This is a genomic window from Pseudomonas sp. SF2, assembly GCF_036858055.1.
Classification (GTDB): Bacteria; Pseudomonadota; Gammaproteobacteria; order Pseudomonadales; family Pseudomonadaceae; genus Aquipseudomonas.
This window is the reverse complement of sequence record NZ_JAMBDI010000004.1, coordinates 180601-202550: the sequence shown is the minus strand read 5'-3', so window position 1 is coordinate 202550 and position 21950 is coordinate 180601. Positions and strand designations below refer to the sequence as shown.

The 21950-nt window shown below is 61.7% G+C and carries 17 protein-coding genes and 2 pseudogenes; 11 read left to right on the top strand and 8 right to left on the bottom strand.

Translation table 11 applies throughout. The features are described 5' to 3' along the window. Window positions 1–42: 42 nt before the first annotated feature. Genes M2S36_RS02210 through M2S36_RS02195 form a run of 4 tightly spaced genes read right to left on the bottom strand, consistent with a single transcriptional unit; the run spans window position 43 to window position 3943 of the window. Window positions 43–762, bottom strand: a complete 720-nt coding sequence (locus M2S36_RS02210) for a proteasome-type protease (RefSeq protein ID WP_207830172.1) — start codon at window positions 760–762, stop codon at window positions 43–45. Window positions 763–803: 41 nt separating this feature from the next. Next, window positions 804–1583 (bottom strand): transglutaminase family protein, encoded by a 780-nt coding sequence (locus M2S36_RS02205; protein ID WP_063913496.1) that lies wholly within the window; start codon window positions 1581–1583, stop codon window positions 804–806. After that, on the bottom strand, window positions 1580–2530 hold the full coding sequence (locus M2S36_RS02200) for an alpha-E domain-containing protein (protein WP_063913495.1): 951 nt from the start codon (window positions 2528–2530) through the stop codon (window positions 1580–1582). The genes M2S36_RS02205 and M2S36_RS02200 overlap by 4 nt, the downstream gene beginning before the upstream one ends. Before the next feature lie 3 nt (window positions 2531–2533). Then, the gene (locus M2S36_RS02195) at window positions 2534–3943 is read right to left on the bottom strand and encodes a circularly permuted type 2 ATP-grasp protein (RefSeq protein ID WP_207830170.1); all 1410 of its coding nucleotides are present in this window, start codon (window positions 3941–3943) and stop codon (window positions 2534–2536) included. A gap of 418 nt (window positions 3944–4361) precedes the next feature. On the opposite strand from M2S36_RS02195, the gene M2S36_RS02190 reads away from it, so the two are divergent. From M2S36_RS02190 to M2S36_RS25035, 6 genes and pseudogenes are all read left to right on the top strand, one after another. Then, window positions 4362–5303 (top strand): chromate resistance protein ChrB domain-containing protein, encoded by a 942-nt coding sequence (locus M2S36_RS02190; protein ID WP_207830634.1) that lies wholly within the window; start codon window positions 4362–4364, stop codon window positions 5301–5303. Beyond that, complete coding sequence (gene chrA, locus M2S36_RS02185; protein ID WP_233687464.1) at window positions 5296–6666, top strand: chromate efflux transporter; 1371 nt, start codon at window positions 5296–5298, stop codon at window positions 6664–6666. Before M2S36_RS02190 ends, chrA begins: the two co-directional genes overlap by 8 nt. A 324-nt stretch (window positions 6667–6990) precedes the next feature. Next, entirely contained in the window at window positions 6991–9045 is a 2055-nt protein-coding gene (locus M2S36_RS02180; protein ID WP_333956658.1) for an ATP-binding cassette domain-containing protein, read from the top strand. 9 nt (window positions 9046–9054) lie between these two features. After that, complete coding sequence (locus M2S36_RS02175) at window positions 9055–10101, top strand: ABC transporter substrate-binding protein (RefSeq protein WP_207830164.1); 1047 nt, start codon at window positions 9055–9057, stop codon at window positions 10099–10101. Further along, window positions 10098–11021 carry a homocysteine S-methyltransferase family protein gene (locus M2S36_RS02170; RefSeq protein WP_207830162.1) on the top strand — a complete coding sequence of 308 codons (924 nt, stop codon included), beginning with the start codon at window positions 10098–10100 and terminating at the stop codon, window positions 11019–11021. Before M2S36_RS02175 ends, M2S36_RS02170 begins: the two co-directional genes overlap by 4 nt. An 83-nt stretch (window positions 11022–11104) precedes the next feature. Continuing rightward, a pseudogene (locus tag M2S36_RS25035) lies at window positions 11105–11278 on the top strand (ATP-binding cassette domain-containing protein); the annotation flags it as partial. Window positions 11279–11503: 225 nt separating this feature from the next. Here the strand turns inward: M2S36_RS25035 and M2S36_RS02160 are convergent. Next, window positions 11504–12742 carry an SfnB family sulfur acquisition oxidoreductase gene (locus tag M2S36_RS02160; protein WP_233687463.1) on the bottom strand — a complete coding sequence of 413 codons (1239 nt, stop codon included), beginning with the start codon at window positions 12740–12742 and terminating at the stop codon, window positions 11504–11506. A gap of 115 nt (window positions 12743–12857) precedes the next feature. Further along, on the bottom strand, window positions 12858–14096 hold the full coding sequence (locus M2S36_RS02155) for an acyl-CoA dehydrogenase family protein (protein ID WP_233687462.1): 1239 nt from the start codon (window positions 14094–14096) through the stop codon (window positions 12858–12860). A gap of 339 nt (window positions 14097–14435) precedes the next feature. On the opposite strand from M2S36_RS02155, the gene sfnS reads away from it, so the two are divergent. The 3 genes and pseudogenes from sfnS to M2S36_RS02140 all read left to right on the top strand — a co-directional run. Next, a complete protein-coding gene (gene sfnS, locus M2S36_RS02150; RefSeq protein ID WP_207830154.1) occupies window positions 14436–14996 on the top strand; it encodes an NADH-dependent FMN reductase SfnF in 561 nt (186 codons plus the stop codon). Window positions 14997–15027: 31 nt separating this feature from the next. Next, window positions 15028–16119 (top strand): dimethylsulfone monooxygenase SfnG, encoded by a 1092-nt coding sequence (sfnG, locus tag M2S36_RS02145; protein WP_207830149.1) that lies wholly within the window; start codon window positions 15028–15030, stop codon window positions 16117–16119. A gap of 35 nt (window positions 16120–16154) precedes the next feature. Continuing rightward, window positions 16155–16297 (top strand): annotated as a pseudogene (locus M2S36_RS02140) (branched-chain amino acid ABC transporter permease); the annotation flags it as partial. 256 nt (window positions 16298–16553) lie between these two features. On the opposite strand, the gene acuI reads toward M2S36_RS02140, so the two are convergent. Beyond that, window positions 16554–17552, bottom strand: coding sequence for an acrylyl-CoA reductase (NADPH) (acuI, locus tag M2S36_RS02135; RefSeq protein WP_333956638.1), 999 nt, complete (start codon window positions 17550–17552; stop codon window positions 16554–16556). A gap of 46 nt (window positions 17553–17598) precedes the next feature. Beyond that, window positions 17599–18231 (bottom strand): acrylate utilization transcriptional regulator AcuR, encoded by a 633-nt coding sequence (acuR, locus tag M2S36_RS02130; RefSeq protein WP_207837059.1) that lies wholly within the window; start codon window positions 18229–18231, stop codon window positions 17599–17601. An 81-nt stretch (window positions 18232–18312) separates the two neighbouring features. Between acuR and gcvA the strand changes: the two genes are divergently transcribed. Together gcvA and M2S36_RS02120 are read left to right on the top strand one after the other, a co-directional pair. Further along, the gene (gcvA, locus tag M2S36_RS02125) at window positions 18313–19236 is read left to right on the top strand and encodes a transcriptional regulator GcvA (protein WP_207837061.1); all 924 of its coding nucleotides are present in this window, start codon (window positions 18313–18315) and stop codon (window positions 19234–19236) included. A 213-nt stretch (window positions 19237–19449) separates the two neighbouring features. Next, the gene (locus M2S36_RS02120) at window positions 19450–21948 is read left to right on the top strand and encodes a CoA transferase (protein WP_207837063.1); all 2499 of its coding nucleotides are present in this window, start codon (window positions 19450–19452) and stop codon (window positions 21946–21948) included. Window positions 21949–21950 lie beyond the last annotated feature (2 nt).

Sequence of the window (21950 nt, the reverse complement as noted above, 5' to 3'; positions counted from 1 at the left end):
CTGTGGGAACGGGCATGCCCGCTCCCACAGTGGCCCTGCCAATCAGTACGGCGGCGGTGGCAATTCGGCCAACAGTCTTTTGAGCCCGTCGCTCCACTGCCTGCGTATCTGCTCGTAATAGGCATCGTCGCTGGCGATACGCTGGCGTTTCGGTGTTTCCAGGCTGTCCTTGTGATATACCAACAGGTCCAACGGCATACCCACCGACAGGTTGCTGCGAATGGTCGAGTCGAACGAGATCAGGCCACAGCGCAACGCTTCATCGAGAGGCATCTGGTAGCCGAGGTTACGGTCCAGAATCGGCCGCCCATACTTGCTTTCGCCCAGTTGCAGGAACGGGGTGTCTGGCGTGGCCTGGAAGAAATTGCCCTGCGCATAGACGTTGTAGATGCCCATGGCGCCGCCGGCAATCTGGCCGCCGACGATGAACGAACTGCTCAGGTCGATTCCGGCCGACAGCTTGCTGCGATCACGGCCGACCACTTCGCGCAGGGTGTCGGCAACCAGTACCGTCGCATCGTAGAGCGTGGCAACGTTCAGCAGGTTGGGGCCGGGGCCCCGGGTGCGTTGCTGCAGCAGGTTCACCACCGATTGCGAGGTCGCCAGGTTGCCAGCGGTCTGCAGCACGATCAGGCGTTCCCCCGGCACGCCGAACACGAACAACTTGGCAAAGCTGGCGATCTGGTCGATGCCCGCATTGGTGCGTGAGTCGCTGATGAAGACAAGCCCGTCCGCCAGGTGCATGGCGACACAATAGGTCATGCTGTTTCCCTTGTTTTCTTTATGAACGGGTGCAGCGCCTGTCACTGGCGATGCACGTGCACGCTGGCCTGCATCGATTCGGCGCCACCTCCGCGGCGCACGCCCCTGACCGGACAGGCATCGAGGTAGTCCAGGCCCACTGCCAGCTTCAGGTGACGCTCTGGCCGGGTAAGGCGATTGGTGATGTCGAAGCTGTACCAGGCGTCATCGACCCAGGCTTCGGCCCAGGCATGGCTGGCCAGATGCTGCTCGTCTTCGGTGCACAGGTAACCGGAGACGTAGCGTGCCGGAATACCCAGGCTACGTGCGCAGGCGAGGAATGCATGGGTGTGGTCCTGGCAGACCCCGGCAGCGCCGCCGAACGCTTCGATGGCGGTGGTGCCCACCGACGTGGCCCCGGGACTGTATGGCATGTGCTCGGCCAGGGCTTGCATCAGCCCGACCAGCGCCGCCCGGTCGCGGTGTTCGCCACAGTGTCGCTTGGCGAAGGCCTTGAGTGCGTCATCGGCCTGGGTCAGGTGGCTGCCGCGCAGGAATGGCAGGGGAGAATGTTCGCCGGCCTCCTGCTCGCGCTCCGGGTCGATCTCCACCTGGCCGCTGGCGGTCAGCGCCAGGTGACCGTGGGGTTTGTCCAGGGTCAGTACATGCAGGATGTTGCCATACGGGTCGATCTGGCCGTTGACCTTGCAGGGCAGGTCCAGTTGCCATTCATTGATGCGCTGGCGCTCGCTGCTGCGGGGTGTCAGGCGCAGGAACTGGATGCTGTTGCAGACATCGCTTGCGTAGCTGTACGTAGTGTCGTGGCGAATGGACAGTTTCATACGACCTCCAGATAGGAGTGATGGACCGCCTGGCCCAGTTGGTTGATGCGTCCGATGAAGTCGCTCAGCCACGGGTGCAACCCCGCTTCGAGGATTTCGTCGATCGCGGTGTAGCGCAGACGAGCGTTGAGTTCGGCGGCCATGCGCTGGGCGGCGCGCCCGGTGCTGCCCGGCAGGCAGGCAAGGATCTGGTCCAGTTCCTCGATACAGGCATGCAGCGAGCGGGGCACGTCGACCCGCAGCAATAGCAGCTCCGATACCGGCCGTGCACTGGGCGCGGCGCGATAGAGTTCGTTGAAGGCTTCGTAGGAGGTTAGCGCGCGCAGCAAGGCGCTCCATTGGTAGTAGCCGCGGGCAGAGTCATCGCTGACCTCTTCAGAGGCCTCGCCGAACATTTCATAGCGTGCATCGAGCAGGCGCAGGGTGTTGTCGGCTCGCTCCAGGAAGGTCCCCAGGCGGATGAAACTGTATGCGTCGTTGCGCATGATGGTGCCTGAGGTTGCACCGCGGAACAGATGCGAGCGTTCCTTGACCCAGTCGCAGAACTGGCTGATGCCGTAACGGCCAAGGCCATTGCTGGCAATGTTGCGCATCTCGATCCAGGTAGCGTTGATGTTCTCCCACATGTCGGCGGTGATGCGGCCACGCACTGCGTGGGCATTGGTCCTGGCCGCCTGCAGGCAGCAATAGATGCTGCTGGGGTTGGTCGCGTCGAGGGCGAAGAAGTGCAGCATGCGCTCGGTGTCGAGTTCGGTGTGCCGGCGGCGGTAGTCGTCCAGCGTTCCGGATGCCAGCAGCGACATGGCCAGCTCGGCATGGCCGTCACTGCGCCCGGCCTGGGGCATCAGTGATAGCGAATAGCTGACCTCGAGCATGCGCGCAAGGTTCTCCGCACGCTCCAGGTAGCGCGACATCCAGTACAGGTCGGAAGCAGTTCTCGAAAGCATGGTTCAGTCCTCCACCACCCAGGTGTCCTTGGTACCGCCGCCCTGCGACGAGTTGACTACCAGCGAGCCCTCCTGAAGTGCCACGCGGGTCAGGCCGCCTGGCACCAGTCGGGTTTCACTGCCAGACAGCACGAACGGGCGCAGGTCGATGTGGCGCGGTGCGATGCCGCTGTCGACAAAGGTCGGGCAGGTGGACAGGCACAGGGTAGGTTGGGCGATGTAGGCATGCGGGCGGGCCTTGATGCGGGCGCGGAAGTCTTCGATCTGTGCGCTGGTTGCCGCTGGCCCGACCAACATGCCATAGCCACCGGAACCCTGGGTCTCCTTGACCACCAGGTCGGGCAGGTTGGCCAGGACATGGGACAGGTCTGCAGGCCTGCGGCACTGCCAGGTAGGGACGTTGTTCAGCACCGGTTCTTCACCCAGATAGAAGCGGATCATGTCGTCGACATACGGGTAGATCGACTTGTCGTCTGCCACGCCGGTGCCCACCGCGTTGGCCAGCACCACGTTGCCGGCGCGATATACCGAGATCAGCCCCGGCACGCCCAGCATCGAGTCAGGGTTGAACGACAGCGGGTCGAGGTAATCGTCGTCCAGGCGGCGATAGATCACGTCCACCTGCTGCGGACCGGCGGTGGTACGCATGTAGACGTGCTCGTCACGGATGAACAGGTCCGCGCCCTCGACCAGTTCGATACCCATTTCCCGAGCCAGGAAGGCGTGCTCGAAATAGGCACTGTTGAAGCGGCCAGGTGTGAGCAGCACGGCGGTGGGGTTGTCCAGTGGGCTGGCGCTCTTGAGCGTGTCCAGCAGCAGGTTGGGGTAGTGGTCGATCGGGGCGATGCGCTGTGCGGCGAACAGCTCGGGGAACAGCCGCATCATCATCTTGCGGTCTTCGAGCATGTAGCTGACCCCGCTGGGGGTGCGCAGGTTGTCCTCCAGCACGAAGTAGCTGCCATCTCCATCGCGGACCAGGTCGACGCCGGCGATATGGGCATAGAGCCCACGGTGCAGCCCCAGGCCCTGCATGGCGATCTGGTAGCCTTCATTGGCCAGCACTTGCTCCGGCGGGATGATGCCGGCTTTGAGGATGCGCTGGTCGTGGTAGATGTCCTGCAGGAACAGGTTCAGGGCGTGCACCCGCTGGATACAGCCGCGCTCGACCATGCGCCATTCGCTGGCGCGAATGCTGCGCGGGATGATGTCAAAGGGGATCAGGCGCTCGGTGTCTTGCTTGTCACCGTACAAGGTGAAGGTGATACCGGCGCGGTGAAACAGCAGGTCGGCTTCGCGTCGGCGTTGCTCCAGCAACTCCAATGGGGTGTTTGCCAACCAGCGAGCGAACTCCTGGTAATGCGGGCGGCAACTTCCGTTCGTTTCGTACATTTCATTGAAAAATGCCCGGGACATACCCACTCCTTGCCGCCGTTGCCGGCAGCTTCATTGCGGTTCATCTACATATTCGGGTGCGGCCTTGCTGGGGTCGGTGGGTGCTGTGTCTGCGGTGAGCCTCGAATCCAATCAATTGCTGGTGCGTCGTGCACGCAAGGGTCGTTGCAATGAAGGTGCCGAAAGCCCGGCACAGCTGCGAAATGGCAAGAAGCGAGCGGTAACACATTGAAACCGCGAGATTTTATTGCTGCATTCAATGACTGCGCAGCGCGCAGCCGTAGCGGAGCGGCCCGAGGGACCGCCGACAGGTGTGCCTCAAAAAAAGGCACGTCATGCACCGAGCTTCAGCTTTTGGCCCGAATTGGAGCGCGCCTGTTGATTTTCCGTAGTTCTGGATTAATGTAGCGAATTAAACAATTTATGTTGAATGAGCTACATAATGGATTGGTTGCTACTGATTCTCGGATTGCCGACGGCCAATGCCACAGAGCGAATGCGTGCCTGGAGAGCCCTGAAGGCCTCTGGAGCCGCAGTGTTGAGGGATGGTGTTTACCTGCTGCCCGAGCAACGCTCGGGTCGGGAGGTTTTCGAAGCCGTCGAGCGAGACGTACTGGCCATCAACGGCACGGCATTTCTCCTGTCGCTGCCGGAGCGTGAAGAGCGCTTCAGCAAGCTGTTCGACAGGAGCGATGAGTACGCCAGACTGATGGCAGAAATCGCAGGCTGCAGGGCTGAACTGGCGCCGGACAATGCGCTGCAGACAGCACGGCAGGTGCGCAAGCTCAGGAAGGCCTTCGGCCAGTTGGCAGCGATCGATTTTTTCCCGGGCGTGCCCAGGGCACAAGCCGACTCGGCGCTGCAGGAGCTTGAAGCCGCGATTAGCCGCGCACTGTCTTGCGATGAGCCGAGTGCGCACGATCAGGTTATCACCCGACTGGAACGTATCGACTACCAGGGCCGCTGCTGGGCAACCCGTAGGCGCCCCTGGGTGGATCGGCTGGCATGTGCCTGGTTGATACGTCGCTTCATCGATGCTGACGCCCGATTCATCTGGTTGGGCAGCCCTGACGACTGCCCGAGCGATGCGCTCGGCTTCGACTTCGACGGTGCAACGTTCAGCCATGTCGGGGAGCGTGTGTCCTTCGAAACCCTCATCGAAAGTTTTGCCATTCAGCAGCCAGGCCTGTCTCGGTTGGCCGCCGTCGTGCATTACCTGGATGTTGGTGGAAGCCAGCCCTCAGAGGCGCCTGGCATCGAGCGCGTCCTCGCGGGCTTGAGAGAAAGCATTGGCGACGATGATCAACTGACAACGGTCGCCGGGGGCATCTTCGACGGCCTGCTGACGGCTTTCGCAAGTGAGGAAAACCCAAATGGTTGAAACCACCTCCGCAGTAAACGAACAGCCTCCATCGCAAGCTGCTCGCAAGCCGATTGGCTTGTTTGAAGCGTTTCTGTTCTGGCTCAAGCTGGGCTTTATCAGCTTTGGCGGACCTGCCGGGCAGATCTCGATCATGCACGAGGAGTTGGTTGAGCGGCGGCGATGGATCAGCGAGAAGCGATTCCTGCACGCACTGAACTACTGCATGGTGTTGCCAGGCCCTGAGGCACAGCAGCTAGCCACCTACATCGGTTGGCTCATGCACCGCTCCTGGGGTGGGGTGATTGCCGGCGTACTGTTCGTGTTGCCCTCACTGTTCATCCTGATTGGCTTGTCCTGGGTCTACATTGCCTTTGGCGAGGTCCCGGTGGTGGCCGGGATCTTCTATGGCATCAAGCCTGCAGTCACGGCGATCGTCGTTCACGCGGCTCACCGGATTGGCTCGCGCGCGCTGAAGAACGGCTGGCTGTGGGCCATGGCCGCGGCGTCGTTCGTGGCTATCTTCGCTCTCAACGTGCCTTTCCCGCTGATCGTGCTGGTCGCCGGTATCATCGGTTATGTAGGCGGCCGGTTCGCGCCCGGCAAATTCGTGATTGGTGGCGGTCATGGCGCTGCCAATAGCAGTTACGGCCCGGCGCTGATCGACGACGACACACCAACGCCTGAGCATGCGCGTTTTCGGGTGGGGCATTTGCTGCGCCTGGTACTGATCGGCGCGGTACTCTGGGCCTTGCCCATGGGGCTGCTGACACTGGCGTTTGGCTGGGCCGGCACCCTGACGCAAATGGGCTGGTTCTTCACCAAGGCCGCACTTTTGACCTTTGGTGGCGCTTACGCCGTACTGCCCTATGTCTACCAGGGCGCCGTCGCGCACTACGGCTGGCTGTCACCTACCCAGATGATCGATGGTCTCGCCTTGGGGGAAACCACGCCAGGGCCGTTGATCATGGTGGTTGCCTTCGTCGGCTTTGTCGGTGGTTATGTGCATCCAGTGTTTGGCGCGGAGCACCCGTTCCTGGCCGGTGCGGTCGCGGCGAGCCTGGTCACCTGGTTCACCTTCCTGCCGTCCTTTCTCTTCATCCTGATCGGTGGCCCGTTGGTGGAGTCGACCCACAATGAGATGAAGTTCACTGCGCCACTGACTGGCATCACGGCTGCGGTCGTGGGGGTGATCCTCAACCTGGCCCTGTTCTTCGGCTATCACGTGCTCTGGCCAAAGGGTTTCGGCGGGGCGTTCGACTGGCCTTCGGCGCTGATCGCTATTGCTGCTGCAGTGGCCCTGTTCCGCTTCAAGCGTGGCGTGATCCAGGTACTGGTTGCCTGTGCTCTGGCCGGCCTGGCAGCCCACATGCTGCGTGGTTGATGCCGGTTGCCGGCCGACGTCGTCGGCTGGCTTTCACGAGCTGTGTCCAGGCGGCGGGAGGGTCGTGAATGATCGTATTCATCCCTTCGCCTTGGATAACGGGCTCCCTTCTTGCTGTTGCCCATCCAACAGCAGCCGTACAGTGATGCTGCTACCGCAGCATGCCGCTCCCGCTAAATAAGCAGGCACGCCTGGAAATACGTGGGGTCTGGCTGATTGGCATGGAGTCTGCTCAGTCGCTCTGGAATCTTGTGAACTCCAGGGGGCGACGTGATCGCTGATGAATACCCACTGATTGCCGGTGACCCAGTGAAAGCCACTGCGCTGGCCGGCACAGGTGGACGAAATATTGCCTTTGCCTCGGCATCGATCGCCGATATCGCGCTGGAATTCCGCGTGGTGACCAAACGCTACGAGGGCCGCAGGTCAGGCTCTAGTAGCGCGGTTGAGCAAGTGAGCCTCGCGGTGCGGCGTGGCGAGGTGCTTTGCCTGATGGGTACATCCGGCAGCGGCAAATCGACCTTGCTGCGCCACGTCAACCGGTTGATAGAACCAAGCAGCGGCGATGTGCTTATCGATGGCGAGCTGCTGAGCGACCTGACGTTGCCCGCGCTGCGCCAGCTGCGTTCGCAGCGCATCGGCATGGTGTTCCAGCACTTCGGATTGTTGCCGCATCGCAGCGTACGCGACAACGTTGCCTTGCCTCTGGAGCTGCGAGGTGAGCCGGAAAGTGCGCGGCACGCAGCGGCGCAACGGCAACTGCAGGCGGTGGGGCTGGCAGAGTGGGGCGAGCATTTCCCCCACGAGTTGTCTGGCGGCATGCAGCAACGCGTCGGGCTTGCCCGGGCGCTGGTCACCGACCCTGACATCCTGCTGATGGACGAACCATTCAGCGCGCTGGACCCGACCATTCGCCGCGACCTGCAGGGTCGCTTCCTGCAACTGGTGCGTGAACGCGGCATCACGACGCTGCTGGTGACCCACGATCCGGGTGAAGCGTTGCGTCTGGCCGACCGTATCGCCGTGCTGCGCGCCGGGCGACTGATTCAGGTCGGCACCCCCGGTGAACTGCTTGAACAACCGGCGGACGAGGGCGTGGCGGATTTCTTCGACGAGCGGCCGCATATCGGTCCCACCGCTGCGTCGCCTGGCGACGAGGTGCTCGGCGCGTCGCCGCCGGCCGCTTTGCAAGCGCCTGCAAAAAACAGCTGGCTTCGCCAAGGTCTGTTGGGCCCGGCAGCGCTGGCTGCCGCAGGACGAAGTAGCCTGTTCTGGCTGGCGCTGCTGGTGGAGTTGACGGCCCTCGCCGGGTTCGCTGGCGCGTGGCGCGAGGGGGCCGGATGGATGCTGGCCATCGCACTGGCAGCACTTCTGGTCAACCGCACTGCCTGCGTTTGGCTGAGCCTGCGCGGTCACGACCGTGACTCCCATGGCGCGGGATTGCCCCTGGTGCTGCTGCTGGCGAGCCAGGCACTGACACTATGGCGCGCCCTGACGCCTGATGCTGCCGGCGCACTGCTGCAGTTTCCCTCCGACCGCGACAGCATGCTTGCGGTAGCTGGTGCCATCGACCGGTTGATCAGCTGGTCTCAGTTGACCTTCGAGAGCGCCTTCGTCGGGGTGATCGTCGCTGTGCGTACTGTCATCGAAGGCGTTGAAGGCGCGCTGGGCTGGATTCCGTGGCCGGTGCCGGCGCTGGCCCTGATCTATCTGGCCTGGCGTTCCGCCGGAGCGACCCTGGCCCTTACCAGTGCGTTGGCCCTGGGCTACATCGGCCTGTTCGGTTTCTGGGAACGCACGGTCTCTACCGTCGCGCTGGTCGGCTCATCGGTGCTGCTGTCGCTGCTGATCGGTATTCCTACCGGCATCTTGCTGGCCAAGCGGCCGCTGGCGCGGCGCGTGATCACGCCGCTGCTCGATGTCATGCAAACCTTGCCGACCTTCGTCTACCTGATTCCGGCGGTAGCCTTTTTCTCCGTCGGCAAAACACCGGCGGTGATCGCCACGGTAATCTTCGCCCTGGCGCCGATGATCCGCCTCACTGCCCTGGGTATTCAGGAGGTGCCCAAGGCCGCAGTAGAGGCCGCAGTCGCCCACGGCGCGACGCCCTGGCAGACGCTCACCCGGGTCGAGTTGCCGCTGGCTTCCGGCTCCCTGTTGCTAGGGGTGAACCAGACCATCGTGATGAGCCTGTCCATGGTCGTCGTGGCAGCGCTGATCGGCGCCGGTGGCCTCGGCTACGACGTCATGACCGCCCTGCGCAACATCAAGGGTGGGGAGGGCGTCCTCGCCGGCATCGCCATTGTTTTCTGTGCCTTGGTGCCCGACCGGATCATCCAGGCATCCCTTCGCAAACGTCATCGTCCCACTCAGGAGTAAACCCCCTACATGGCCAGATTCCTTTCCCGCGCACTCGCTGGTGTCACGTTGCTGGGTGCGCTAGTGCCGACCGCGGCAATCTTCGCCAAGGACAAGATCGTCATCGGCGAGCAGAACTGGACCGGCGCCATCGCCATCCAGTACATCCTCGGTAACGTCATCACCAGCCGGCTTGACGGCGATGTGTCCTACCTGGCCGGTGACCTGCCGGTACTGTTCGCAGCCGCCGCCAAGGGCGACGGTTCGGTGGATGTGCTCACCGACATCTGGCTGCCGAACCAGTCCGCCGCCTGGGCCAGATACGTCACCGGCGGCACCCGTTCGCTGGTTCCCAACAAGCAGCCCTACGTTGGTGTACAAGGTTTTTATATTCCCGGCTATATACAGGACAAGTACGGGGTGAAGTCGGTTTACGACCTCAAGAGGCCTGAGGTCGCCGAGCTGTTCGCGCCGCCAGGGGGCGGCAAGTCTCAGCTGTTGGTCGGGCCGGCGGGTTGGGAGTCGACCTATATCGGTCAGATCAAGGCCAAGGACTTTGGCTTCGACGGCAACTTCGAGTCTGTCTCCACCGAAGCCTCGGTGACCTACGCCAAGCTCGACGCTGCCTACAAAGCTGAGCGCGGCGTGATCTTCTACGCCTATACGCCGGACTGGATCTTCTCTGCCTATGACCTGCGCCGTCTCGATGAGCCACCGTTCGATGGCTATGCCCAGGACAACAAGAAGGGCGATCCCCTGTACAAGGCTGACGGCTGCTGGAAGTTCATCAGTCCGACCGTCGATGCCGACTGGCTGAACAAGAGCAGCGTCACCTGCGCTTATCCTGACGCGAAGGTGCACATTCTCGCCTCTTCGGCGCTGCAGCAGCGTGCCCCCCGGATCGCCGCATTCCTGGAAAACGTGAGCATCGATCCGGCATCCCTTAACGAGCTGATCCTCAAGATCGAGCGCGAGAAGCAGCCGGCAGACGCCGCGGCCAAGGCCTGGGTCGCCGCCAACCAGGCGACCGTCGATCACTGGTTGAGTGCCGCTGGCACCAAGGTGGCAGCGCAATGACTCAGAATGCCTGGACCCTGCTTGATGGCGGGATGGGGCGAGAGCTCAAGCGTATCGGCGCACCGTTCCGGCAGCCGGAATGGTCGGCCCTGGCGCTGCTCGAAGCACCTGAATACGTAGCGCAGGTACATCGCGCGTTCATTGCGGCCGGCGCCAGCGTGATCACCACCAACAGTTATGCGGTGGTGCCGTTTCATATTGGCGAGGAACGCTTTGCCCGCTCCGGCCGGGCCCTGGCCGGGCTTTCCGGGCAGCTTGCCCGTGGTGCCGCCGACGAGGCAGACGCCCAGGTGCGGGTTGCCGGTTCACTGCCCCCCGCGCTAGGGTCGTATCGGCCGGACCTCTTCGACCCGGTCCGCTCCCAGGCCATCCACCGTGAACTGATCTCCGGCCTGGCGCCGTATGTGGATTTCTGGCTGGCGGAAACCCAGAGCTCCCTGGCCGAAGCCCGCGCCGTGCATGCCGCGCTGGACGGTGAGTGCAAGCCGCTCTGGCTATCCTTCACGCTGCTCGATCCCGACACGGAGCAGTCGCAGCCTTTGCTGCGCTCGGGCGAAAGCGTGGAGCAGGCAGTTCTCCTGGCCCTTGAGCTGGGTGCCAGCGCCTTGCTGTTCAACTGCAGTCAGCCGGAAAGTATGGGCGCCGCGCTCCACAGTGCCCGGCAGGTGCTGAAGAAGCAGGCCCGCGAGTTGCCACTCGGTGTGTATGCCAATGCCTTTCCTCCAGTGCGTGAAGACGCCCAGGCCAACGACACTCTGCTCGATATCCGCGCCGACCTTGGGCCTGAAGCCTACCTGCAGTGGGCGCAGCAGTGGGTCGAGGAGGGGGCTACCATCGTGGGTGGTTGCTGTGGCATTGGTCCGGAACATATCGCCCAGCTCAATCATCACCTGCAGGCGCACGAGGAGATCCCTGACTAGCTGGTGTCGGTGTCGTCACGCTGTCAGACCGCGATGATCAACGGCGGCCAGGTTGAGGGGCTGCACGTTGCTCGGGCCAGTCGCTGCTTGCGGTAAACGACATAGAAGTGATTTACGACGGCGCGATTCTCTCCGTGGCCGGGGTTTCACTGCAGGGTGGCGATATCGTCGCGCTGCTAGGCGCCAACGGCGCCGGCAAGAGCACCACGCTGAAGGCGATCTCCGGTCTGGTACAGGCCGTGGCCGTATCCACTTCCTGCGCCATGCCAGTTATGCCTGCATCCTGGAGAACGGCCGGGTGGTAGGTGAGGGAGCGGCCGCCGAGCTGGCGGCACGGGAAGACATCCGGCATTTCTACCTGGGCGGCAAGGCCGGCTGATGGGGCGGCGGCATCTGCAACCGCCTTGCATCATCCAGCACTGATGCTTGTTTAATGCTCCGGGAACCCCCTGGCCGAATCCTGCGCCCGGCCAGGGCTGCGCTCAGCTCCAGGGATGGCGCGGCGGCTTGATGCCGTTGAGCAGGTAGTTGCCGATGAGGTGGTATTTCCAGCGTACGGGGTCGTGCAGAGTATGCACGCGGGCATTACGCCAGTGACGGTCAAGGGAGTATTCCTCCAGGGTCGAGCGGGTGCCTGCCAACTCGAACAAGCGATTGCTGGCAAGGATGGCCACCTCGGTCGTGAGCACCTTGGCTTCGGCCGTGCGGATGGAGGCCTCGGCCACGCTCTCTTCACTGGGTTCGCGTATTGCCAGGTCGATGGCATCTGCCGCCAGATCCAGCACGGCCTCGGCGGCGCGCAGGCGAATCTGCAGGTCGCCGAGTTGCTGGAGGATGTAAGGGTCATCGGTGGCTTTCTCCAGTCCCGAATCGATCCAGGGACGAGTGTGTCGGCGCACATAATCCAGGGTGTCGGCCAGCGCTTCTCGTGCCAACCCCGCATCGATGGCCGCCTGGATGAACTGCGAGATCGCTCCGCCAGCGGTGGGGCGGTCGAAGGCCTGCCAGATTGGTACCACTTGGCTGGCCTGCACCCGCACCTGCTCGATCAGCACCGTGCCGCTTGCCGTGGTGCGCTGGCCGAAGCTGGACCAGTCGTTGATCACCTTGAGCCCTTCGGTTTCCCGTGGCACCACGGCCAGATGCGGGCGCCCCTGCTCGTCCACGCTGACGATGGGAATCCAGTGTGCCACCAGGGCGCCGGTGGAGAAGAATTTCTGCCCGTTGACTACGTAGTCGTCGCCATCGCGTGTGATCCTGGTCTGGAGGTCCGCGACGTGCTTGCCATTGCGTTCGGAGAAGGCGTTGCCGAAGCGTGCTCCGGACAGGGCAAGGTCGAAGAAGAAGCGCTTCTGCGCGTCGCTGGCGTCGAAGCCGATGTGCGCGAGGATGACGAAGTGATTCTGCGGTAACTGGCCGAGTGAGCCGTCGGCTGCCGAGATGATCTTGAACACCTCGCCGACGGTGCGGTAGCTGGCTCCCAGGCCCCCATAAGCCTGAGGCACGGTGATGCTCCAGAGGCCGCTTTGCGAGTAGGCCTCCAGCTCCGCCAGGGGCAGGCGGCGTTCGCGATCACGGGCGGCAGCCTCGCGGCGGAAGTCCTGAGCCAGGGCGTGCGCCGCCTCGATGGCTTCGCGCTCACTGCCAAAGCGGTGGGCTGGTTTGCTGGATGGGTGCAGCACGATGCTTTCATCTCGCTGCTGCAGGTGGGGTTCGCTCATCAAAGGGCTCCTTTAGAAACGGTCGTTGAGCTTGATGTCCTGGATGAAAAGTTACGCCGACCCGCGAGTGTGGCTCGGGGGTTGGCGTGATCGCAGGGGGATTGGAATGGCGGCTTCAGCGCTGCTTGGCACCACCGCCGATCTGCCAGACGTAGGGCGGCTCGGTGCCATTGACGTGCCAGTCGCCGATGATGCGTTCCTTGTAGATCACAGGGTTGTGCACGGCAGCGGTGCGCGCGTTGCGCCAGTGGCGGTCAAGTTGCTTGGTGGTACTGGTGCTGGAGGCGCCCAGGGTGTTGAACAGGTCGCTGGTGGCACGCAGCACCAGCTCCACGGCCGCCACCTGCGCCTGGGCTGACTCCAGTTCGGCGGCAATATTGGCCTGGCGCTCGGCGGCCTCGTCATGGCCGAAGCGAGCCAGGTAGGCTTGCTGCGCAGCCTCGGTGGCGCGCAGGGTGCCAGCCTCTGCGACGTAGACCAGCGCGCAGGCCTTGCCGATGACCTGCAACACCTGCGGATCCTGGCTTACCGCTGGTGCATTGCCATGGCTGAACACGCGCGTGCGTTTGCGGGTTTCCTGGCTGAAGTCGCGCAGGGCGGCGCGACCCGAGCCGACGATGACGGCGAGCAGTACCAGTTGGTAGAAGGCGGTCTGGTACTTGAAGCGGGTGGCGAAGTCGATGATGTTCTCTTCCTCGACCTCTGCGTTCTCGAACACCGAGGTGCCACTGCCTGTCGTGCGTTGGCCGAAGCCGTCCCAGTCATCGCTCTGGGTGATGCCTGGCTGTCGGGTGCGGATCGCCGCGATCACATCACCACCGGTGTCGTCGCGGCGGGCGAACAGGTCGATCCAGTCGGAGAAGAGGCTGCCGGTGCTGTAGTACTTGGTTCCGTTGACCACCCATTTGTCGCCTTTGCGCGAGACACGGGTGATGACATCGCCAATCTTCACCGAACCCACTTCCGTCCAGGCGCAACCCACCAGATCACCTTCGACGAAGCGTTTGAACCAGACGTCCTGCGCTGCACTGGCGTGGGCATTGAGACGGTCTTCGACGAAAGCGAAGTGCCCGCGCAATGCCTGCGGCACGTTGGAGTCGGCTTCGGCCAGTTCGATCAGCAGTTGGAACAGTTGCGGCAACGAGGCGCCAGCGCCGCCATGTTCGACGGGAACACGCACGGCGCCAAAGCCGGCCTCCTTGAGCCAGCGGATGGGCTCGAAAGGCAGGCTGCGGGTGCGCTCCCGCTCCACGCTACCTTCGGCGATGCGCGCAAAGATTGGCCGGAAGCGGGCGGCAAGGGTTTCGTAGTCGGTTCCGATGGACAGTTGAGGCAGGTGGGCTTGAGCGGTCATTGCAGTTCTCCTCGATGGGTGCGGTTGCGCACCATCGCTCCTTCGCAAACTCCGTGCCCTTTAAAAAAGTGCTTTTAAATCAAATGCTTGATCATTTTTCGTTGACGCGCGGGCTGTGTCGCTGGCAACAGCCTGTCGCAGGGCTGTTGCCAGGCGGTCATTCGGCGCCTCAGGCCCTGCTGTTGGCTTGCAGTCAGTGATTCAACAGCCTGCTTGTGCCGGAGCAGCAATGGCTGTTGAGTGGTTTGGCCAACGCATTGATTTTGAAAGCTTTATTGGTTTGGCACGGTAGCTGCTCAAGAGCTTCTGGACGAAGCCGCGAGGGCAGGAGGGATGTGCATGAACACAAGCGTCATCAGGGTCGTGGTGGTATCGGGCAGCCTGCGCGCGCCATCACGTACTCATGGGTTGCTGCAGGCGCTGGTGGAGAAGCTGCAGGCAAGGTTGTCGAACCTTGACGTGCATTGGGTGCGCATCGCCGAGCTTTGCAGCGCCTTGTCCGGCTCGCTTGAGCGCGATACCGCCTCCGCCGATTTGCAGCTTCACTTGCAGGCCATTGAGCAGGCCGACCTGTTGTTGGTCGGCAGTCCGGTTTACCGCGCCTCCTACACGGGTTTGTTCAAGCACCTGTTCGATCTGGTAGACCACCAGTCGCTCAGAGGGGTCCCGGTAGTGCTGGCGGCCACCGGTGGCAGCGAGCGCCACGCCCTGATGATCGATCACCAGTTACGCCCCCTGTTCGCCTTCTTCCAGGCGCACACCCTGCCGTATGGCTTGTACGCCAGCGTCGAGGCCTTCGACCAGCACCATCTGGTCGAGCCCGCGCAGTTCGAACGCATCGAACGGGTGCTCGACACCGTCAGCGCGTTCTTCCAGATCCCGGTCGCCAGTGCGGCCTGACTTCATTTCCCCCGGCAACAGGAGCATCGCCATGAGCCAACCAATCAAATTCGCCTACTGGGTCCCCAATGTCAGCGGCGGCCTCGTCGTCAGCAAGATTGAGCAGCGCACCAGCTGGGACATCGACTACAACCGCAAGCTGGCACAGATCGCCGAGCGTTCCGGGTTCGAGTACGCGCTGTCGCAGATCCGTTTTACTGCCGGCTACGGCGCCGACAACCAGCACGAGTCGGTGACCATCAGCCATGCGCTGCTGGCAGCCACCGAGAAGCTCAAGGTCATCGCCGCAATCCTGCCCGGCCCGTGGTCGCCCGCGCTGGCGGCCAAGCAACTGGCGACCATTGACCAGTTCACCGGCGGACGCATTGCCGTCAATGTGGTGTCAGGCTGGTTCAAAGGCGAGTTTCGCGCCATCGGCGAGCCTTGGCTGGAGCATGACGAGCGCTACCGTCGCTCCGAGGAGTTCATCCGTGCCCTCAAGGGTATCTGGACGCAGGACAACTTCAGCTTCCACGGTGACTTCTACCGTTTCAACGACTACACCCTCAAGCCCAAGCCGCTGCAACGGCCGCATCCGGAGATTTTCCAGGGCGGCAGCTCTCGGGCTGCGCGTGACATGGCATCCAGGGTCTCGGACTGGTATTTCACTAACGGCAACAGCGTCGAGGGTATCAAGGCACAGGTCGATGACATCCGTGCCAAGGCCGCAGCCAACGGGCACGCGGTGAAGATCGGGGTAAACGCTTTCGTCATTGCCCGTGACACCGAGGAAGAAGCCCGTGCGGTATTGGCAGAAATCATCGCCAAGGCCGACCCGGAGGCGGTTAACGGCTTCGGCAGCGAAGTGAAGAACGCAGGGGCGGCCAGCCCGGAAGGCGAGGGCAACTGGGCAAAGTCCACCTTCGAGGACTTGGTGCAGTACAACGATGGGTTCAAGACCAACCTGATCGGCACCCCACGGCAGATCGCCGAGCGCATCGTCGCGCTCAAGGCCATCGGCGTCGACCTGATTCTCTCCGGCTTCCTGCATTTCCAGGAAGAGGTCGAGTACTTCGGCAGACACGTACTGCCGCTGGTGCGCGAACTGGAGCAGGAAAGGCGCGCAGCCGTGGCCGTGGCCTGAGGCCCGTCGCCATGCATGGGGAACGTACAGACAACCTGCCCAAGGTGTGGGCGGTGGTTTGGGCTGTCGCTGGCTTCGTCGGGCTGGTCGCCGGCTGCTCTGGGGCGCACGCCTGGGCGTGCAGTTTTACCTCTCGCTGGTGGTGCTCAAAGCCCTGCCGGTGTTGATCATCGGCGGCCGCGCTGAGGAAGCTCGGTTTAGGTTGACTGACTTCCTCAGGGCGTAAAGCGGACGCTTGTGATGGGCAGTATTCAGGGAAGAAATGGTTGTGCTCCGCATGACGCAGCCGTCAGTTGGAGAAAAGTGATGACCATCACTCTCCGAACAGAGCTATACCCAGGCCTGCCACCATCACTAGCGCCCCGCCCAGTTTGATGGCAGACACCGGTCTTTCAACTGCACCCAACAGTCCAGAGTCTACCTCATGGTTGGCGTCAACGATCGGCGGCTTGGCCGTTCACGTCCACAATCAACCGGCCACGGATCTTCCCGTCCATCAGTTCAGAGGCGGCGGCAATCGCGCTCTCAAGGCGAATTTCTTTGCTCATCAACGATAGTGCGTCGAGGTTCAGCTGATCGGACAGCCTTTCCCAAGCCTCGACTCGTCGCTCGAATGGCTGAGTAACGCTGTTGATGCCGAGCAGGCTGACCCCTCGAAGAATGAAAGGTGCAACGGTTGCCGGGAAATCCATTCCCTGGGCCAATCCGCACGCAGCTACCAAGCCTTCAGACATTGTGCTTGCGCACGCATTGGCCAGCGTATGGCTGCCGACCGAGTCGATAACGGCCGCCCATTTTTCTTTTGCTAATGGACGCCCCGGGGCAGAAAGCTCGGCCCGATCGATGATGGTCGTTGCGCCCAGGCTTTTCAGGTAGGCGGCTTCGCTAGCTTTTCCGGTTGCGGCAGTGACGGTATACCCGGCACCGGCCAGAAGGCTGATGGCGAAACTACCGACGCCGCCTGTGGCGCCTGTGACCAACACCGGCCCATCGGAGGGTTTCAATCCATGGCGCTCCAAGGCCATCAGGCATAGCATGGCGGTGTATCCAGCGGTGCCGATGGCCATGGTTTGCCGTTCGTCCAGGCGCTCTGGGTGAGGGATCAGCCAATCGCCGTTCAATCTCGCCTTTTGCGCAAGCCCGCCCCAATAGCTTTCACCCACCCCCCAACCATTGAGCAACACGCGATCGCCTGGCTGGTATCGAGGGTCGTCACTCGCTTCGACAGTGCCCGCGAGGTCGATGCCCGGCACCATCGGAAATTGACGAACAACCGGCCCCTTGCCGGTGATTGCGAGCGCATCCTTGTAGTTCAAGGTGCTGTAGGCCACCTTCACCGTCACGTTCCCGGTGGGTAGCTGGTCATCCTGCAACTCGGTGACTCGGGACGAATACTTGTCTTCCAGCTTTTCGATCAGAATGGCTTTGAACATGCTTTATCCTCATTTAGACCGTTTGTCTTTAAATTGCCCCAGAGAATCATCGAGTGATTCCCATCAGAAATCCTTGGAAAAAAATGTCCAGGGGGCGGACATGCTGCGTCAGTCGCGCGCGAAGCACGGCACCCTCCCAGCCAACCCAGAAAAAGGCCGCCAAGGCTTTGCAGTCATGTTCGCAAGATACCTCGCCCAGCTTGACCGCTTCCTCCAGGCAGGCAGACAAGCGCTGCTCCCAGTCCAGCAGGGTCAGTTCCAATTGTTCACGGAAGCTGTCTGGCAGCACCAATACCTCCTGGCCGAGATTGCCTACCAGGCAGCCCCTTCGGAACTGGTACTTGGCCATCCCGACCTTCGCTTGTTCAACGAAGTTGGAAAGCCTTCGTAGCGGCGACACGCTCAGGTCGCTGAAGCAACGATCGAGTTTTCGGGCGAAGTAGTCGGCATAGCGCTGCAATACCGCTTGGCCGAATGCTTCTTTGCTGTCGAAGTAGTGATAGAACGAGCCTTTGGGCACCTGGACGCGTTTGAGCACAGTATCGATGCCGGTGGCAGCAAAGCCCTGTTCGGTAAGGATTTCCATGCCGCAGCGCAGCAAAAGCTCTAGCGTTTCGCCATGCTCACGTGCGATTTTGGGCGGTCGGCCCCTTCGAGGAACAGGTTTGGAGTCATTCATGCGTTGTAATTTAGACTGTCCGTCTCTAATGTCAACCACTGAGCGACTCGATCTCCGATTAGCCTTAGCGTTGGATGCGTCATGAAAAAGCGTTTACCTCCCCTGAACTGGCTTCGAGCTTTTGAGGCTTCTGCTCGGCTCCTGAATTTCACCCATGCCGCCGAAGAGCTCAATCTCACGCAGGCAGCGATCAGTCAGCAGGTCAAGGCTTTGGAATCGCAGCTAGGCCAGGCGCTTTTCAAGCGTCTCCCGCGCGGGCTTGAGCTTACGGAAGCAGGAAAATCCTACTTTCCAGTAGTGAGAGAGTCGGTTGAGCGCCTCGCTGCATCGACGGATGAGATCTTCGGGCAGGGGCATCGAAGCGCGCTCAGTATCCGCAGCAGCCTGGTGTTCTTCACTCATTGGATCGCTCCCCGGTTACCCCGATTCAAAGCATTGCACCCGGATGTGGGCATCCGCGTCGCGAGTAACATCTGGGTAGATGAAACAGAATTCGATGCCGACCTCGAAATCAGGTACGGACAAGGGCGCTGGCCTGGCATGAAGGCCGAGCGTCTGACGTGGGACACGCTGGTGCCGGTATGTTCACCGGCATTGATCACTGCGCAACGTCCGTTGCAGCGTCCTCAGGACCTTGCAAAGCACCCGTTGCTGCACGTGCTGGGCTATGAAGAAGGCTGGGGTTATTGGCTCAAGAGGAGCAACGCAGAGAGCGTCGACTCTTCTCAGGGGATGCAGTTCGACACCCTTATTTCGGCATTGACGATGGCTGAACTGGGTCAGGGCGTTGCGTTGGCGCGGTCTTCATTGGTCAGGCATCTTCTGGACGAGGGCCGGCTCGTCGCACCCCTTGGGCGTCATGTACCGACCAAGGAGGCGTTCTACCTGGTCTATTCAGCACACAGCATGGTCAATCCGGATGCAGCGGCGTTTGCCCAGTGGCTGTGCGAAGAGGCGCAGGCTTTCAAGGTCGAGCCCGGCGCCGACGAGGACGAGCACCCTTAGTGATAAGCAAAGTACCCGAGCAATAAAAAAAATGGCCTCTTAGGGCCATTTTTTATTGCTTTCGCGATGCCTTCGAATTTCTGAAAGTGGCAATCACATCGCAAGCCCTTGGATGGTGCAGTCGTCCAGGTGACCGGTTAGTACGAGGTCTCAATAACAACAATAACCGCGCCGACGAATCTCGTTGGCACGGGGCTACCTAGGGTTATCGTCATGGCACACTCCAACCAATTGCCTTTGCAAGGCGTCAATGTCATCGATTTCGGACAATACATCGCAGGCCCCGCAGTAGCGATGATCCTCGCTGATCTGGGAGCGACTGTCGTTCACATCGACCCGCAGGCAGGGCCTCTCTGGGATAGCCCGGCAAATGCCACACTCAATCGCAACAAGCTGTGCATGCGCCTGGATCTGAAAACGCCAGAGGGGCTGCATCAGGCGCGTGAACTCATCTCCCGTGCCGATATCGTGATTGAAAATTTCCGGCCTGGTGTCATGCCCAGGCTGGGCCTCGATTTCGCAGAGCTGCGGCGTGCTCGTCCTGAGTTGATCACGTTGTCGATTCCAGGGTTTGCCAGTGATGACGTACTGCGTGCGCAATGGCGTGCTACCGAGGCGGTGATCGCTTCGGCCTCCGGTGTGTTCACCGACATGGGTCAAAACCGCGTACTGATGGGTATCAACCCTAGTTTCTCGCCACTTCCCTTGGCGTCAGCGTACGGCACCATGCTTGCTGTATCTTCTGTAGTGCTTGCTCTGCAGGCGCGGGAAAAGAATGGCGTTGGCGATCAGATCGAAGTTCCCTTGGCATCAGCGGTGATGGAAGGTCTGTCGTACAACTCGATCAAGATCGATGGTTACCCGCTGCGCTACAAGACCCTGCGAGAGAAGGAGAGTGAGCGTCGTCGCGCTGAGAACCTGCCGATGAACTTGAGCTATCAGGATCTGCAGGAGTTCCTCGACCCGTTCTACCGTACCTATGAATGTGCGGATGGTCGTAAATTCTACGCCGTTTGCCCATCGCATCGTGAGCATGCCAAGCGCTGCCTGCAGGCAATGGGCATCTACGAGGAAATGGTTGCCGCCGGCTTGCCGAAAGTTGATGACCCCTACCTGCCGATTGACCAGTGGGCAGGAAATGCATCCCTGGGGGTTTACCCGTTGCCTGCTGATTGGGCCGCACGCATCTCCGCGCGGATGAAAGAAGTATTCCTGACCAAGACAGCGGCGGAGTGGGAAGTCATCTTCGGTGAGGGGCGTTTCCCTGGGGCTCCGCACAGGTCGACCCAAGAGTGGCTCCATGACGAGCATTCGAATACCGCCGGGCTGATCGTTGAGGTCAATGATCGCGAGTTCGGCGTCATGAAACAGCCTGGCCCGATTGCGTGGTTGGAGGGGTGCTCAGAGCCAATGCTGAAACCTCTTTCGCGTCGCGAGGTGAGCTATGAGCAAGCGTTGGCAACACTGTCCGAGCGTTCGGCTCCTGCCTTGCCGCCTGCTAAGCTCGACAAACCTGCCGGCTGGCTGGAAGGCGTCAAGATTCTGGACCTGACCAACGTCATCGCGGGGCCCCACTCGACGTCTTTCCTGGGCCGCTTCGGGGCAGACGTCATCAAACTCGACCCTGTCGTTCCTAATTATGATCCCTGGAATACCGTGGTCTTTGGTATGTCTTCGGCACGGGGCAAGGAAAGTGTCCTGGTTGACTTGAACTCTTGCGAAGGGCGAGAGGTGTTCAATCGTCTTGTGCGGGAGGTCGATGTCATCGTCATGAACGCGCCCGATCGCCAACTGGCGCCGCTGGGTCTGGATGAGGCCAGCCTTCAGGCGGTGAATCCTGGAGTGATCTTCTGCCAGCTCGATTGTTTCGGTGGCCCCCGCCGTGGCCCTCGCACCGATTATCTGGGGTATGACGATCTCATCCAGGCCACGACCGGGATCATGCTGCGTTTTGGTGGGGGCATGGAAACCCCGGAAGAACATGCCCACGTCGGTACCATCGACGTGATGTGTGGATTTGCTGCCGCTCTGGGCGTCGCAACGGCGCTTTATCGCAAACACCACTCCGGCGAAGCCTACCGGGCGCGCACCTCTCTGGCTTCACTGGGGAATCTGGTGCAGATCCCGTTCTGCTATGACTACGCCGGTCGAGCGCCATTCAATGAGCCGTCCGGGCGCGACGTGGTTGGCTACAGCGATCTTTCTCGCTTCTACAAGACGGCGGATGGCTGGATCTACCTGGATGCTTCCGAGCCAGAACTGCACAAATTCGCCGACATCACAGAGTTCAGCGGCTTGGCATCCGCCAGTGATCGCGCTGCCTACCTGCAAGCGGTCATTGCCCGCATGAGCAGCTCTTTCCTTCAGGAGCGTCTGCAGGCGGCCAACATCGCTGCCGCGGTGCCGGACAACATCGATCACCTGCGCAGCCAGTACAGCCGAGCCGCTGATGGCCTGCCAGGTACCGAGAATGGCAGCTACTCCTTCAGCGTCTACAGCGACCATCCGAGCGGTCATCGGGTCACGCAGCTGGACCCCTACGCCATTCGCCCACGGGTAGCGCGTATTCGAGCGCTACCACCCGCTGAGAAGTTTGGCACTTCGACCCGCAAGGTGCTGGGCCGCTACGGCTATACCGAGGCTCAGATTCAGTCACTCCTGGACGCCGGCGCAATCGGCGAATCCTGGAGTGAGGAATATCTGCCGAGCTGACT

Coding starts and splice junctions, on each gene's coding strand:
- M2S36_RS02120 (WP_207837063.1), top strand. CDS start 19,450: ATGGCACACTCCAACCAATTGCCTTTGCAAGGCGTCAATGTCATCGAT.
- M2S36_RS02160 (WP_233687463.1), bottom strand. CDS start 12,742: ATGAGCGAACCCCACCTGCAGCAGCGAGATGAAAGCATCGTGCTGCAC.
- acuI (WP_333956638.1), bottom strand. CDS start 17,552: ATGTTCAAAGCCATTCTGATCGAAAAGCTGGAAGACAAGTATTCGTCC.
- chrA (WP_233687464.1), top strand. CDS start 5,296: ATGGTTGAAACCACCTCCGCAGTAAACGAACAGCCTCCATCGCAAGCT.
- M2S36_RS02170 (WP_207830162.1), top strand. CDS start 10,098: ATGACTCAGAATGCCTGGACCCTGCTTGATGGCGGGATGGGGCGAGAG.
- M2S36_RS02205 (WP_063913496.1), bottom strand. CDS start 1,583: ATGAAACTGTCCATTCGCCACGACACTACGTACAGCTACGCAAGCGAT.
- M2S36_RS02195 (WP_207830170.1), bottom strand. CDS start 3,943: ATGTCCCGGGCATTTTTCAATGAAATGTACGAAACGAACGGAAGTTGC.
- M2S36_RS02200 (WP_063913495.1), bottom strand. CDS start 2,530: ATGCTTTCGAGAACTGCTTCCGACCTGTACTGGATGTCGCGCTACCTG.
- gcvA (WP_207837061.1), top strand. CDS start 18,313: ATGAAAAAGCGTTTACCTCCCCTGAACTGGCTTCGAGCTTTTGAGGCT.
- acuR (WP_207837059.1), bottom strand. CDS start 18,231: ATGAATGACTCCAAACCTGTTCCTCGAAGGGGCCGACCGCCCAAAATC.
- M2S36_RS02210 (WP_207830172.1), bottom strand. CDS start 762: ATGACCTATTGTGTCGCCATGCACCTGGCGGACGGGCTTGTCTTCATC.
- M2S36_RS02175 (WP_207830164.1), top strand. CDS start 9,055: ATGGCCAGATTCCTTTCCCGCGCACTCGCTGGTGTCACGTTGCTGGGT.
- M2S36_RS02155 (WP_233687462.1), bottom strand. CDS start 14,096: ATGACCGCTCAAGCCCACCTGCCTCAACTGTCCATCGGAACCGACTAC.
- sfnG (WP_207830149.1), top strand. CDS start 15,028: ATGAGCCAACCAATCAAATTCGCCTACTGGGTCCCCAATGTCAGCGGC.
- sfnS (WP_207830154.1), top strand. CDS start 14,436: ATGAACACAAGCGTCATCAGGGTCGTGGTGGTATCGGGCAGCCTGCGC.